The sequence below is a fragment of the Halobacteriovorax marinus SJ genome, from assembly GCF_000210915.2.
Taxonomy (GTDB): Bacteria; Bdellovibrionota; Bacteriovoracia; order Bacteriovoracales; family Bacteriovoracaceae; genus Halobacteriovorax; species Halobacteriovorax marinus.
In genome coordinates this window covers 3,116,142-3,130,258 of record NC_016620.1, presented here as the reverse complement: position 1 = coordinate 3,130,258, position 14,117 = coordinate 3,116,142, and the positions used below count along the sequence as shown (strand labels likewise).

The 14,117-nt window shown below is 33.3% G+C and carries 13 protein-coding genes; 9 read left to right on the top strand and 4 right to left on the bottom strand.

The annotated features are described in order from the left end of the window. Positions 1-143: 143 nt before the first annotated feature. The 6 genes from BMS_RS14935 to BMS_RS14910 all read left to right on the top strand — a co-directional run bounded on the left by BMS_RS14935 (position 144) and on the right by BMS_RS14910 (position 6,025). The gene (locus BMS_RS14935; protein ID WP_014245659.1) at positions 144-1,523 is read left to right on the top strand and encodes a twitch domain-containing radical SAM protein; all 1,380 of its coding nucleotides are present in this window, start codon (positions 144-146) and stop codon (positions 1,521-1,523) included. Continuing rightward, the gene (locus tag BMS_RS14930; RefSeq protein WP_014245658.1) at positions 1,516-1,809 is read left to right on the top strand and encodes a PqqD family protein; all 294 of its coding nucleotides are present in this window, start codon (positions 1,516-1,518) and stop codon (positions 1,807-1,809) included. Before BMS_RS14935 ends, BMS_RS14930 begins: the two co-directional genes overlap by 8 nt. 99 nt (positions 1,810-1,908) lie before the next feature. Next, positions 1,909-2,346: a tail fiber domain-containing protein gene (locus tag BMS_RS14925; protein ID WP_014245657.1), complete on the top strand. Its 438-nt coding sequence runs from the start codon at positions 1,909-1,911 to the stop codon at positions 2,344-2,346. A 6-nt stretch (positions 2,347-2,352) separates the two neighbouring features. Beyond that, a complete protein-coding gene (locus BMS_RS14920) occupies positions 2,353-4,014 on the top strand; it encodes a tetratricopeptide repeat protein (protein WP_014245656.1) in 1,662 nt (553 codons plus the stop codon). A gap of 18 nt (positions 4,015-4,032) precedes the next feature. Beyond that, positions 4,033-5,418, top strand: coding sequence for a glycosyltransferase family 39 protein (locus BMS_RS14915; RefSeq protein WP_014245655.1), 1,386 nt, complete (start codon positions 4,033-4,035; stop codon positions 5,416-5,418). Between the two features lie 55 nt (positions 5,419-5,473). Beyond that, positions 5,474-6,025, top strand: a complete 552-nt coding sequence (locus BMS_RS14910) for a hypothetical protein (RefSeq protein WP_157868302.1) — start codon at positions 5,474-5,476, stop codon at positions 6,023-6,025. On the opposite strand, the gene BMS_RS14905 is transcribed toward BMS_RS14910, so the two are convergent. Both BMS_RS14905 and BMS_RS14900 read right to left on the bottom strand, forming a co-directional pair. Beyond that, positions 6,013-7,029, bottom strand: a complete 1,017-nt coding sequence (locus tag BMS_RS14905; protein ID WP_014245653.1) for a radical SAM protein — start codon at positions 7,027-7,029, stop codon at positions 6,013-6,015. The two genes, BMS_RS14910 and BMS_RS14905, sit on opposite strands and share 13 nt — an antisense overlap. Continuing rightward, positions 7,026-7,733, bottom strand: coding sequence for a glycosyltransferase family 2 protein (locus BMS_RS14900; protein WP_014245652.1), 708 nt, complete (start codon positions 7,731-7,733; stop codon positions 7,026-7,028). The genes BMS_RS14905 and BMS_RS14900 overlap by 4 nt, the downstream gene beginning before the upstream one ends. A 91-nt stretch (positions 7,734-7,824) precedes the next feature. Here BMS_RS14900 and BMS_RS14895 point away from each other — a divergent pair, with 91 nt between their 5' ends. The 3 genes from BMS_RS14895 to BMS_RS14885 are packed head-to-tail and all read left to right on the top strand — an operon-like array spanning position 7,825 to position 11,388. After that, a complete protein-coding gene (locus BMS_RS14895; protein ID WP_014245651.1) occupies positions 7,825-8,832 on the top strand; it encodes a radical SAM protein in 1,008 nt (335 codons plus the stop codon). A 50-nt stretch (positions 8,833-8,882) separates the two neighbouring features. Next, the gene (locus tag BMS_RS14890; RefSeq protein WP_157868301.1) at positions 8,883-10,106 is read left to right on the top strand and encodes a DegT/DnrJ/EryC1/StrS family aminotransferase; all 1,224 of its coding nucleotides are present in this window, start codon (positions 8,883-8,885) and stop codon (positions 10,104-10,106) included. Continuing rightward, positions 10,093-11,388, top strand: a complete 1,296-nt coding sequence (locus BMS_RS14885; protein WP_014245649.1) for an aminotransferase class V-fold PLP-dependent enzyme — start codon at positions 10,093-10,095, stop codon at positions 11,386-11,388. Before BMS_RS14890 ends, BMS_RS14885 begins: the two co-directional genes overlap by 14 nt. On the opposite strand, the gene BMS_RS14880 is transcribed toward BMS_RS14885, so the two are convergent. Then, positions 11,372-12,601 (bottom strand): twitch domain-containing radical SAM protein, encoded by a 1,230-nt coding sequence (locus BMS_RS14880; RefSeq protein ID WP_014245648.1) that lies wholly within the window; start codon positions 12,599-12,601, stop codon positions 11,372-11,374. The genes BMS_RS14885 and BMS_RS14880 overlap by 17 nt on opposite strands. 1 nt (position 12,602) lies before the next feature. Then, entirely contained in the window at positions 12,603-14,042 is a 1,440-nt protein-coding gene (locus BMS_RS14875) for an SGNH/GDSL hydrolase family protein (protein ID WP_157868300.1), read from the bottom strand. Positions 14,043-14,117 lie beyond the last annotated feature (75 nt).

Below are 14,117 nucleotides of genomic sequence, written 5' to 3'. Positions count from 1 at the left end.
ATTATATGGACTAACTAAATTTTTAATACTTAAGGAAAAAAAATCCTTCTAATTATTTAAAATTACTGATTAGTTAGTTTCATAAACAATATCGGCATATTTTGAATATGCCTTAAATTTAAGGCATCTAGAGGGTTAAAGAATTGGAATCATTGAAGGACAGAAAAAAGCGTATTGACTCAATAAATGAGGTGTCTGAAAGCTTTTGTCTTGCAAAGTGGCTTCAAGTGACTATTGATCTCGTTCACGGAACGAACCATAGTTGCCACCATCCTCGAAGACATTTAATCCCCTTAGAAGAACTTGAGCAAAATCCTTCGGCTCTACACAATACGAAATTTAAGAAAGAGAAGCGAAAAGAAATGCTTGAAGGTCGCAGGCCTTCAGAGTGTGAATATTGTTGGCAAATTGAAGATAGCTCTGGCCCAGAGAAATCAGATCGACTGATTAAATCTCTAGACCATTGGGCTTACCCTCACAAAGATAGAATAGCGAACTCTCACTACGAAGATGATGTTGCTCCTACATATGTTGAGGTGATGTTTGATAAGGGGTGCAACTTAGCTTGTGGCTATTGTATTGCAGATGTCTCAAGTCGTATCGAGCAAGAAATAAAAAAGTTTGGCCCTTATGAGGAATTGATTGATCATCGACTGCCTCGTAATGAGAAAATATCTGATGATGAAACTACTAATCCCTACGTCATCGCTTTTTGGAAATGGTTACCAACTATAATCGAAGGACTTCACACTCTGAGAATTACCGGTGGAGAGCCTCTTTTATCTGTGAATACTTTTAAAGTTTTAGATTACTTACTTGAGAATGAATCTAAGGATTTGACCTTGGCAATCAATACAAATCTCTCCGTTAAGGATGTTGTCATTGATAGATTTATAAAGAAGTTAAAGCCAGTTTTACAGAAGGGAAATATTAAGAAATTTGAACTCTTTACTAGTGTAGATGCATATAAGGAACAAGCAGAATACATTAGGGAGGGACTTGATTACGATAAGATGCTCTCAAATATTAGAAAGTTTAAAGAAGAGCTCGGTGTTGATGTCATTATAAATTGTACTTTTGGAGTTTACTCTATTCCAAAATTTAAATTATTTCTTCAAGATATACTCGAACTAAAAAAAGACTATGGTCGAGTTATTTTAGATATATCCTATTTAAATCACCCGCGATACTTAAGGGCCAATATGGTCACTGAAGATTTACATTCTTATATTAAAGAAAGTCTCGAGTTTATGGGGGGGCGAGTATCAGAGTTTGGTGGAAACGAGTTCTCCGAATATGAGCTTGAGAAATTTAAAAGAGTATATCATTGGATTGTCTCAAAAGAGAGAATGGATCAGAAGAACCAGAATAGGGCTGACTTATATACTTTTGTGACTCAGTTTGATAAAAGATACAATAAAGACTTTTTAACAGCATTTCCAGAGTACAAAGATTTTATGTTAAACTGTAAGAAATCTTACTACTTTGTAAAAAAATTAACTATTGGAGAGGACTATGTCTGAGCTTCAAATCAATGAAGGCTTAAAGCTACAAAAATGTGATGACGTTGTTTCTAGAAAGAATGCAAATGATATTATTGTTTTGATGAAAATGGATGATTCATCTTCTTTCTTTAAAATTAATGGAGTGGCCGCTGAGGTGTGGGATCTTTTGAGCGATGGGAAGAGCGTAAAAGAGGTTCTTGACCAATTAGAAGGCGAATATAATGTCACTAGAGAAGTTCTCTTGGGTGATGTGAGTAAGCTTATTACTCAATTAGTTGATAAGAATTTAGCTGTAACTGCTTAAAAATACGATAACTTATATAAAAACTCTTGATTTTTACCCGTTGTGAGGGCAAAGAGTTATGTTATACTTTAGAAAATAACTTAAATATGATGAGGTTATATGAGCACTGATAACGATAAGAAAAAAGAATACGATTTTGGAGAGCTTAAGGAGTTCAACCTTCAAGAAATTGAAGAAGAAGTTCTCAATGAAAGTATTTATATTGATGTTTTCGCAGGCTCTGATGTTAGATTCAAAGAGAATATCAATCCTCTTAGTGACGCAATGAAGGGAATCGCATCGTTAAATGCATATACTTATAATTATAAGACAGAAGAATTTCCTGAAAATAAATTCTCGCAAAGAGAGCAGATTGGTGTAATGGCCCAAGAGTTGGAGAGTGTATTTCCACAAGCCGTTGCTGAAGACGAGAAGGGAATGAAGTACGTGAATTACTCAATGCTAACTCCAATTCTCCTAGAAGCTGTAAAAGAACTGAATAAGAAGGTTGAAGACCAGCAAGCTCAGATTGAAGTTTTACTGAAGAAGGTAAAATAAGCTTGAGTGAAAAATTTATTAAGTCATAAATTCTTAAAATTTTTTCTAATAACATTTACTATCTGTATGGCCGTCTATTCTCAGGCCATACATTTTTCTTACTTCATTTTAGATGATGCTTTTCATATCTATGAGAACGATCATATTCAATTAAACTTATCAAATATTCTATGGTTTTGGACAAATTCAAAAACACCACTGGCCTATAATATCTGGCAAGTGATAGGTGCAGTTGGTGGTGTTCATAATACAGAGCTCTTTAGAATAGCAAATATTGTATTTCACTCTATTAATAGTATTCTGGTCTATTTCATAATCTCTCAACTCTCTTCTGAGCGTGAGAGAAGTTGTAAGGCGGGAATTATTACTGCGATGATTTTTGCATTTCACCCGATTCAAGTAGAGAGTGTCGTTTGGATATCATCTCTAAGGGGCTTACTCGCGGGATTCTTTGTACTACTCGGTATTTGGACTTCTATTAATATAAAGTTTGATTATAAGAAGTCTGTCGCCATACTTATTCTCTTTATTTTAGGGCTACTTTCAAAGCCCACTATTTTTCTTCTGCCAATAATTGTCATGGGAATCGATTATTACCATCACAAGAAAAATTTTAAAGAGGTTTTAAAAGAGAATGGCTTCTTAATTCTCTGCCTAATCATCGGTGTTATTTACTTCTATAATGACCTTATTATCAAAATGACTGGTGGTGGAATTGGAAGCTATTTAAAGTTAATAACCTTTAATTCTATCTTCTATTTTAAAAGAATATTCTTTCTTTCAGACTTTGGTTATGAAATGTCAGGCTTAAAAGATGTATACAATTTTAAGTTATCAATTTGGGATTACCTTATTGGAATAGGAACTTTAACAACTCTTTGTTTAAGTTTTATTTTTAGAAAGAGATTTTCAAAACAGCTTGGAATCGCACTAGTTATTTTTCTTTCATTCTATGTACCTATTTCTGGGGTTCTTAATTTCCACTACCAAATTGTATCAGTGGTGGCCGAGAGATACTTCTACTTGCCATTAATTGGTCTTGGTTGGCTTATTGAAATACTCATCCACAAATTTAAACCTTCTATAAGGGGTTATATATCTACTTTAATGGCAGTTACTTTAATTTTGGCTAGCTTTTCTCAGGTCGGTAAGTGGGACTCGTTTTCTGTTTTTAATCATAATGGTTCTGAGAGCTCATTCTTCTACAATATTCTCTTAGGTAAACAACAAGTTAAAGAGGGAAGACTTGAAGGGGCCGAGAAGAGTTTCTTAAGGGCAAAGAAGAATGACCCTAGTTTTATTGGTAGTAATGTTGGACTTATGTCTGTCTATTTAAGACAGGGGAGTCTTGAGAAAGCGGAACTGTTAAAAGAGGAGATTGGAGAGTTACTTTTTGAAGATTGGACGCTCCTCTCTGACTATATTTCAATTTTGGTGGAAAATAGAATTTTCAGCAAAGCAAATTCTTTAATGAGTACAAACTTTAGCCGCTACCTCTATAGTAGACAATTTATAGTTATATATAGAGACCTTCTTGAGTCAGAGAGACGCTTTATTTTACAAGTACTAAAATCAAGTGTTTCCAAAAACCCTGAGTTAGAAGAAAGAAATAGAGTAAGAATTTTAGAGATAGATACTAAGATTAAAGAATTAGAAGAACTCTACTAATGAAAGTGGGATATTTAAATGGAAAGAGTGAGATTATTCTTTTTAAAAAACAGAGAACTCTTTTCAAATGAAAAGGTAACAACTCTATTTTTTATTATTCTATCTAGTGCATTATTTATCTTCCCAAGAATTAAAATAATTACCGAATATACCCTTGATGGTGATGAGCTACTCAGTTGGTTACTTATAGAGAAAAGTTTCACTGGTATGTGGGCTGAAGTGTATCGCGCAGTTATGCAGCCACTATATTATACAATTCTTAAACTGTGGATGTTTATATCACCAGAAAATAATGACTACTGGATAAGGGTTCCTAGTATTATTCTAAGTTGTTTGGCCAGTATTCTTGTGGCGCTACAAGTTCGAAAAGTAAGTGATTGGCTCATTGCTACTATTATTTTCATTCTCTTTAGTAATTTGGATTGGGTAGTCATGACTTCGACTATGTCTCGTTCATACCCATTACTTCTTTTTCTAAGCTCGATTCATGTTTACTTTTTTAAAAAAGTTATAGCAGGTACTTCATCGAGTAGAGATTACAATGCCTTTACTTTTCTCTCAATAGCAATTCTCTTTACTCACAATACTTCAATTTTCTATATTTCGTCATGTTTCTTATTGTTGATATTTAGTGGACACTGGAAGAAGTTATTAGAGAAGAAAATCAATATACTTTTCTTGGTATCTCTTCTTGTCTATCTCGTCGTAATATATTTTCAATTTATAAATTATAGATCAAAGGTCTCTTGGATAGGAAAGAGCTCTTGGGACTTCACTTATTTAGACCCAATCTTAATAACTTATTTGATAAGCCTAATTTTTGTCTTTTTTAAGTATAAAACTACAAACAGAAAGCTGATTGTATTTTCAAGTGTTCCCTTGGTCGGCTATTTCCTCTATCTCTTTGTTGATACATTTTTGATGTCGATTTTTGTTCAAAGATATTTTGTCGTTTTCTATCCGTTGATGACACTCGTAATTGCTGAGTTTATAAGAAGCTTAATGAATGTTAATGTTGGGAAAGTGATTATTCTCTTAATTGTATCAGTTCAATTTGGTTCCTATCGCATTACTCCTTATAGAGACTTTTATGAATATAAAATAGACTATAAGCACTTCTTTAAAAACCTTAAAGATAGAGAGGTTATTAATAATCGTACTAGTGTTCAGTGTGTCGTTATTGATTCGTATGAAGCAGTCTTGAGCCCATATTCTAAAATGTATTTAGGACGTGATGTATGTAATTATATATCTAACGAGGCAAAATTAGATGCTGATATTATTTTAGTTAATGATATCAGTAAGGCGAAGATTTTGATGAGTGATCTAAATTTAGCTGATAACGTAAAGTATAGGCCATTAGTAGTTGAAGATAATATTGTGGCGTTTGAGCGATATGAATAAGAGAGTTATTTTCTCAATTTCAATTTTACTTTTATTCACTTTATATGTGTTGAAGGTGAAGAATATTAGTAGTCAATTGCCTAGTGGATCTTACAGTATAGAGAGGATTTACTGTGCTTCAGATACTGATAACAATAAAACTCTTCTCGAGAGATATGATAAAAATGATGATGTTGAGTTAATTGCGTCTTATTCTTTCGATTTTGATAATGTTGTTTCCAAAAAAATAGAGATTGATTCAAGAAGAGCACTTCTAACTTTGAATACAGTGGATTGCTCATCAAGTGTTTCTCTACCTCTTCTCAGTAATCAAGATGGATTTATTCGATTGGACTTTGGAAAAGAGGTTGCTTATGAAAGAGATAAGCAGTGTGTTTTTTTGAAGACCACTCATGGGAAGCTGAGAAGATTTAATGAAGAGGGAGACTTCTATAGCCGTAGTGAGTTTTTAACTGAGTATTGGCCACTAGAAGGGGATAGAATAGTGAGCGCCTCTATAGTGAATAAAAGTGACACTTATTTTTTAAGCTTTCTAAATGAGAGACGTAAGTATATTTCTTGTGATGTTATTGTGTGGAAGCTAAAGAGAATGTCTCAAGACTTATAAAGTGGGTCTGACTTATAGAGGTAGTGACATCCCTTGCAGGCATCAGGTGCAATATTGTTAATAAAGCTTTTTCTAAGAGAGATCATTTCTTTAGAGTTTATAGAGGAGCATGAACTTTCAATGCTACCCTTGTAGGAAGAGAGTGGGTACTGGCAACATGGTGAAACCTCACCTTTAGCATTGAGGAAGATAGTGTCCCAGAAATCAATACATCTAATCTTTTCATTCTCTTTTGGGGCAGTGTTAAAACCTGACCACCTTAAAATAAAGTGGTCAGAATATTGAGCATTTAAGGACTTCTGAATCGCCCTCAATTCTTTTGATTCAAAGAGCGTCTTTTCATTTGTGACGCCATTTTCTCTTAGATTCTCTATGGTCACCATCTCGGCATTTATATCTTTTGAGAATTCGAGCATATTTTTAAGTTCATCTAGTCGATTATTCGACACAACATAACTTACATTAATAGGTATATAGCTCGATATTTTCTTTATAGAGTCTCTAATCTTTTCAATATCCTCTTTGTAATAACTTAAAGTCATTAGGTTGAGTTTTGAATTCTTGAGCTCTTCAAGGTACTTTCCAACAAGCAGTCCATTAGTGACAATCGTCGTTAAGTACTTTTTGTTATTGGCCAATTTTAAAATAGAGAAGAAGTCTTTATTTAAAAGTGGCTCTCCTCCATAGAGACAGACTCTTCCATAATTAGGTACTGACTTTGAGCGAAGAAGTGTCTTGAAGCCCTCTAGTGTGAGTTCATCCTCTTTATAAGTGGGAGAGTTGAGCTCAGTGACATAGTGACAGAAGGAACAGGTCTTATTGCATCTAGATGTAAGAGAGATAACTAAATTTGGTGGGGGGAGGATTAGCTTTACCATTTTTAGCTTTATCTGAACTCTATTTACTATGAAATATAGAAAGATCATAAAGCTTGTAAAAGGTGTCTTGTAGATACCAACTCTAATAGATAAATGAAAATATCTCCAAAGGTTCTTTAAATTCATTTTGACCTTAGTATTCTTAGTTGCCAGAATATTCTTAGGACTGTGCTAAGAACTCCGCAAATATTTCTTATATTCAGTGATCTCGTCTTTCTACCATCTTCAAATATATCATTAACAGGGACTTCAATATAGCTAAGTTTTAGATTTAAGAGTTGAAGTATTAGTTCACAATCAAAGGCATATGAACTTGTTTTAGGGCTAATTAAATTAAAGTGCTCTTTTTTTAAAAGAATAGAACCATTGTAATACTTAATTCTCTTTGAGAATAAGAAGTTAATAATAGTTGTGAATAATCTTGAGAGAACTCTTCTAATTAAAGGCCTTTCGTGAGTATTGGCTTGGTAGGAGATGATAATGTCTGCCTTTTCGAAGTTGGAGAATATTTTTTTGACTTCAGAAGATTTTGTGTCCTTTTTACCATTGAAAACAATAAGATATTCGCCACTGGCCCTCTTGTAACCTTCATTAATGCTATAGCCTCTTCCCATAGGTTTTGAATGTCTAATGAGTAATGTATTAATTTGGTTGGAGAATCCCTTTGCAACTTCATAAGTGTGATCTGAACTCCCGTCATCAATAATGACATATTCTACATCTTTCCACATAGGGGTGGATTCAATAAGCATGTGGAGAGTTTTAGAGAGATTTTTCTCTTCATTCAAGGCGGGAATAATTATTGATAACTTATGTGGGATTGACTCCAAAATATAGCACTCTCTGTTAAATTCTCTCTATTATAGCAAAGTAAATGCCTAATATTGTATAAAAACTCATAATTTACTAAAATGATTAGGAATGAAGTTATTATTAAATATATATATTCGAGCGTTTATACGCCTTTGCAAATCACCTCCACATTTGAGAGTTGTTTTGAATTACGGGAAGTATTTAATTGCTCGCTATAGAAGAAATATTGAACTTTCATATACTCCTCCAAATATCGTTATTTATACAACAAAGAATTGTAATTTGAATTGTAGTTTCTGTTTTATTGGAGATGACTTAAATCCAAGTAATGCTAAGGAATATGAACTTAGTTATGAAGATTACTTGAAAATAGTGGAGAATAAATTTTTTAAGAACTCTCTTCGGGTTGGTCTTCTTGGAGGCGAGCCTTTTATCGCTAAGGATATTTTTAGAATCCTGGAAGATTTAAGAAAAAGAAGAAAGGTTTCAACTGTAGTAACAAATTCAACTCTCTTAAAAGGTGAGAGGTTAAATAGATTTAAAGAACTTGCTCCTGATATTCTAGGTCTAAGTCTCTATGATACTAATAGAGAGGACGTAAGGCGTGTATATGCAGAAATGAAAGATAAGAGTATTATCTGGATTCAAACGATTATTGAGGCAACGAGTTTAAGTTACGTTTATGATGTTCTTGAATTTTGTATTGCAATTGGGTGTAAGAATATTCGATTCTCAAATTACTATCCTACTTATAATCAATCTATGGAAAAAGTTATTTTTGATGATAACGAAGACTATAAAATTTTAAGAACTAATGTTGAGAAGAAATTTGGTAAAATACTTAATATCGACTGGGCAGCTCCTGTGGCAAGGAAGGTTTCCTCAAAGTCCTGCCTACAGCCCATAAATTATGTTCATCTAGATAATCAAGGTGGAATAGGCGCCTGTTTTATGAGACCTCCAAAGAAAGAAGTTTACGGTAGTATCTTTGAAGACAATGCTTGGAATAATGAAGCAAATATTGGACTTCGAACAGTTATGAATGAACCAAGTGAGAATTGCGATCCTACTTGTAGGTATTGTGAAAATCTCACTGAAGATTTATATAAAATATGATTGCAAGGGGCCAATTTCACATTCAACTCAAAGATTTATTCTGCTCCTTTTTGAACTTATTTACTTCAAAGCTTAATAGTCATAAGAATGTTTTCAAGTTCAGTGATCAACTGAAAAACCATCTGGGTGCAAAAGATGTAAAAGTCTTTTCTTCTTGTCGAATTGCATTCTCTGAGTTTTTAAGGAACCAGAACTTTGAACAAGGATCAGAAGTTCTACTTTGCCCAATTACTATTCCAGATATGGTAAATGCAATTATCATAAATGGGCTCAAGCCTGTTTTCGTAGATATGAATCTATCAAATCACTCTTTTGACATAGAAGACTTAGAAAATAAGATTACAGAAAAAAGTTGTTTGATTCTTAATACTAACTTATCTGGATTAAATAATTTAAATACAAAAATTAATGAACTTGCTGCTGAGAATGAATTAATCTTAGTCGATGATATTTCACAGGCACCAGTAAGAAATTACTTTCAAAGTCGTGGCGCCGCTGACTTTACTTTTATTTCTCTCTCAATAGGTAAAACGATTACAACATTAGTCGGGGGAGCAATTGCAAGTAAAGGTGAATTAATTGAAGGACAGTTTAAAATAATAGGTATTGCAAAGAGAGCATATTTTCTGAGGCAATTACTAGAGAATATAAAAATAGATATTCTAACTTCTCCTCTTTTTTATAAGTACTTTACAAGATTTAGCTTAGCCGTTTTGGCAAAGATTAGCCCTAGTAAATATATGAATATTCATCAAACAAATACCATTACTAAGTTTAATGAAGAAGATATTTTCTTTGATGATATTCCCGTTCTAAGAGAAACTTTCCCTGAAGAACTTTATTTTCCATTTAATGATTGGATGGCAGATCTTGGAATGAGAACTCTGAATAAATGGAAAAATGTAGATGAAAAGAGAAGAAGAAACAGAGATATCTTTATTGAGTATAGTAGTGAGGCCACAAAGAGATGTGTCGCCCAGAACTTCTTAAGAGAAGCCTACTTCCCTACAAGAGTTCCACTCTATATTACAAATGTTGAAAGGTTTTCACTATTTGTAATCTCCAAGGGATTAGATATGGGAAGATATGGACTTAATTTGTGTTCGGAAGAGAAGGTTTTTTCTCACTTTTCAAAAAATCTTCCTAGTGGGCGATTTATAAAAGAAAATTGTCTTTTTCTTAACTTAAGTGAAAAGAATAATGAATATGATTTAGTGACTTCAATAGAGATTTTGAATAAATATTTCGAGGCCTATAGCAATGAAAATACCTAGAGCGTATTACTATATGAACTTCTTTGAACCACTGAAGACTTGTCTTAGACTTGTGAGCCTTCAGCATAAAAGGTTTTCTAAAGTCCAGGAGTTTGAAGAGCGCTATAAAGAAGTTTTTGGGAATAGATATATTTCTCTGGTCTCTCACGCTAGGACAGGATTTTACTTCTGTTTGAAGTCTTTGGGTTTGGAAGAGGGGGATGAGATTCTTATGACCCCAATTAATATTCCAGATATGTTGAATATGGCCCGCATTTGTGGATTAAAAGAATGTTTAGTTGACTTGAAAAAGGAGACCTATTCTATTGATCTGGCAGATGCACAAAAGAAGTTATCGCCCAAGACAAGGATTCTCTTTCTCACTCATTTAAATGGAATTGTTCCCAATATGGATGATATTGTACACTTTTGTAAAGAGAATGACTTAATTCTAATTCAAGATTGTACTCAGATTGTAAATGCAAAGTATAAAGGTCGTAATCTTGAAGAATATAGTGACTATACGATTAGCTCCCTTTGCGACTTAAAAGTCATACATACTCATATCGGTGGCGTCATTACATATTCGTCATCTGCTCTAAAAGAGAAAGTGGATCAAATTATTGAAAGAGAGTGTTCTACAATGAGTGCCTCCTACTTCTTTAGATTTCTTGTTGAAGATATGGTCGCTGTCATATTGCTTAATAGAGTGTTTTTTACTTTCTTTATTCACCCAACTTTATCTATGGTGACGAAGCTTATTGGTATAGATGGAGTTGAGAATTTTACTAAGGGAAAGGGTCTTAAGATTGGTCCATTTTATCTTTTTAAAGGTTTGTTTGGCGGCGGTGGAAATGTTTTAAAGAAGAGCGTACCAAAGGGAATGTTATTTTCATTTTCTAATCTACAAGCTTCGATTGGCTTAAAGCGACTCTCACTCTTCAAGGATCTTGAGAGGAGGAGGATTAGAAACTCAAAAATCTTATATAAGAGTTTAGCTAAACATCAAAGCTCCTTACCTAGTTTGAATAGTAGTGGAAGTTGTGTGTTTTGGAAGTTTCCATTTCTTACGGAACACTTGGAAGAGTTACAGCGTTATCTTTCACAAAGAGGTGTTGATAGTGCTAGATCAAACTTAAAATGTTTTAACGAGATAAAAGAGTTTCATATTAAAGACACCACACCTGTAGCATCTGAATTATCGAGAAATACTTTATATATACCAGCTCATCCTTACCTTGAAGAAAAAGATATGCTTAGAATATCTAAATATATAAATGACTTCTTTAGAAATAATTCTTAAGTTCAGGGATGATATTGAAAATTGATTGCTTACGGCTCTTATCAAAGTGAACTGTATATTTCTTGAAATCTTCTATATTAGAAGTACTTTCACTTTTTAATTCCTCGATGTAACTAATGAGCTCGTTGACAAAATTAAGCTTCCACTTCTTTGATTTATAATCAGCTGTACTTGCCTTAAATAGAACTTTCTTAAGTTCTCTCACTTCTCTATGTCTAATTTCTTTTGGGATTTTATCAATGGCCAGTGAATCAGGGCTTCTGAGTATATTCAAAATCGGGTAGTGATCAATAAAAGAAAATTCACTAAGGTAGGCTACTAGTTTTGGTATTGATGCGTAATTATATGCTTGTATTGTAGTGTAGACTACTGCAGATTCTATATTTAGCTCATGGAATTTCTTATCTAATTCTTTAAGGTTTAAATCTACCTTTGACCATTTCGCGGGAAATCTAATGTATTCATATGTCTCTTCTGTTGCATCTATTGAAAGAGAGAGGTTGACCTTCTTGAAATGTGGCCATATCTCATATGCCTTCTTAGGAAGAATTGTTAAGTTTGTACTATAGTAAAGTGTAATGTTTTTAGAGACACCTTTCTCTATGAGCTTTAAAAGAAAGTCCCACGTTTCATTTATTAATAGTGGCTCGCCACCAGCTAGATAAATTTTCTTAAAGCTATCACTGTGAGTTAATAAATTATTCCAAAAATTCTCTTCTTTATACCAATTTGTATTTTTAAAGAAGTCGCTTGTAAAAGTTCTTCCTTCAAGTACCTCTAGGTCCTTAATTAAGTTGGAGCTGGATTCTGCGGGACACATTCTACAGGATAGGTTACAAGTATTTCCAAGGCGAAGATCTACGTACTCAAACTTTAGCTTGTCGTTCAAATCTCCTAAACCACTGATGAGTTCTTTGTACGTATCACTAAAAAGGTCATTGTTAATTTCTCTATAAGATAATATTCCCTTTTCTTCTGCTTCGTAGCATTGGTTGCAGAATATATTCTTCTTACCATTTAACATATCCGTTCTAATCTCTTTGATAAAATCGAGAGTGTGAATGTTATCGAGAGATTTATTTTCAAGAATAGTAGTAGATCTCTTCTTTAACTCTTCTATTTTTTCGTTAGAGTTACAGCATGGGAGAAAGTAACCTTCATTATTTAGGTAGAGATGATTCCACAATAATGTGCAAATAACTTTATTCTTCAAGTTACTCTCTTCCTATAGTGTTGAAAATATTTTGTGCCATAATTTTATAACCTTCTGGGGTACAGTGGTCATCATCATAGAGATACTTTTCTTTACCATCTCTTTTAATCAACTTTTGGAAAAGTGAGTTATTATCTACAAAACGAAGGTTGTATTTTTTTGCAGTCCTTTCGAGCATACTGTTCGCACTTTGATAATTTGATGGATAATTCATTAGTATTAATTCGATACCTTCTTTTTTTGTCATCTCGTATAAGTCTTTCCATGTTTCTTCTCTTTTCGCATTTAATAACTTTATATTCTCATCCCACGAATTTACTAGGTTGAGGATTTTCTTATAGGACTTCGTTTCCTCTTTAGGAGCTGTTTCAATTAGCATTTGATGTATATCATTTGATGAATATTTACTTTGTAAGAGTATTGCTTGAGTAAAGTAATACTTAACTGCAGTGATAGTATTATCTCTCCAGTAAAAATTAGAGTGATCTTTGATGAAACCAAGTAAGTAATCAATGGCCTCTTTGTGCATATCTCTTCTTGAGAGCATTCCTACATAGTAGATAAGAACTCTTTCGATATATATATTTCCAGAGAAACTCTCTAGAGGGAGTACTTCCTTTCTGAATCCTTTTGATAATTGTAAGTTTACATCTTTTAAAATTTTCTTTTCTATCTCTTTAGAATAGCTGTAGTCGCTCTTATTATCTTTGAAAATGGTTAGTGAGTTTGTAATTATTTTCTTTAGTGCAACCTGCTCTTCTGGAGATGTTGCTTGGTAGGGAATGCGAAGTGGATTAGTCAAAGAAAATCTCTTAAAGAGTTCGTACTTAAAGAAACGATAGATTTTATAAATTCTAAGCTTCTTAACACCGGTTTCAATAGGAACTATAAAAGGCTCAAGCTTTGAATCATTTACCGAGCCATAGTTTACACCAAAGAGGTCTGCAGAGCCTGTAAGTAATATAATTTTTCCTGGTAGTGGTTCGTTAGCGTTTTTCTTTTTCTGTATAAAATCTCTTATTCTTGTATATGAATCAAAGGTAGAGCTTTCGCACTTACCAAAGTTGAAAACAGAGAAGGACTTTCCTTTTTTCTCAAATTGATTGTAGAGAAAGTACGGATATGTATCGTAAGACTGAACATTTCCACCATTTGTAAAGGAGTCACCTACGCAAAGAGCTGAGTCTGGATCTACTTTAATATCCTTAGTTTTCTTTGAATTGTAGACTTCGTAGGTAAGGTCATGGTTGTCGCTATTTTTCTCATCGAAGGGTGGAATATACTCCCTTTGAGTTGCTTCAAGAACAGCTTCACCTAAGAGTCTAAGAGTTACTTCAACAAAGAATAACGTAAGTACAAGTGAAGTCGTAGCAATTAGGATTTTCACCTTTAAAGATGTTGGATTGTCGTTCGCCATTATTTGGTTCTCAGTTGTTTTCATTGATAATATTAACATAGTTTAGAGATTTTTTTGTATAGCTTTATGTGTTTCTAAAGGTTTAGCCGCTGCATTTTT

What these genes read in the sequence shown, in the direction of transcription:
- BMS_RS14930 (WP_014245658.1), top strand. Translation starts at nt 1,516, where the DNA reads ATGTCTGAGCTTCAAATCAATGAAGGCTTAAAGCTACAAAAATGTGAT.
- BMS_RS14925 (WP_014245657.1), top strand. Translation starts at nt 1,909, where the DNA reads ATGAGCACTGATAACGATAAGAAAAAAGAATACGATTTTGGAGAGCTT.
- BMS_RS14915 (WP_014245655.1), top strand. Translation starts at nt 4,033, where the DNA reads ATGGAAAGAGTGAGATTATTCTTTTTAAAAAACAGAGAACTCTTTTCA.
- BMS_RS14905 (WP_014245653.1), bottom strand. Translation starts at nt 7,029, where the DNA reads ATGAATTTAAAGAACCTTTGGAGATATTTTCATTTATCTATTAGAGTT.
- BMS_RS14895 (WP_014245651.1), top strand. Translation starts at nt 7,825, where the DNA reads ATGAAGTTATTATTAAATATATATATTCGAGCGTTTATACGCCTTTGC.
- BMS_RS14885 (WP_014245649.1), top strand. Translation starts at nt 10,093, where the DNA reads ATGAAAATACCTAGAGCGTATTACTATATGAACTTCTTTGAACCACTG.
- BMS_RS14875 (WP_157868300.1), bottom strand. Translation starts at nt 14,042, where the DNA reads ATGAAAACAACTGAGAACCAAATAATGGCGAACGACAATCCAACATCT.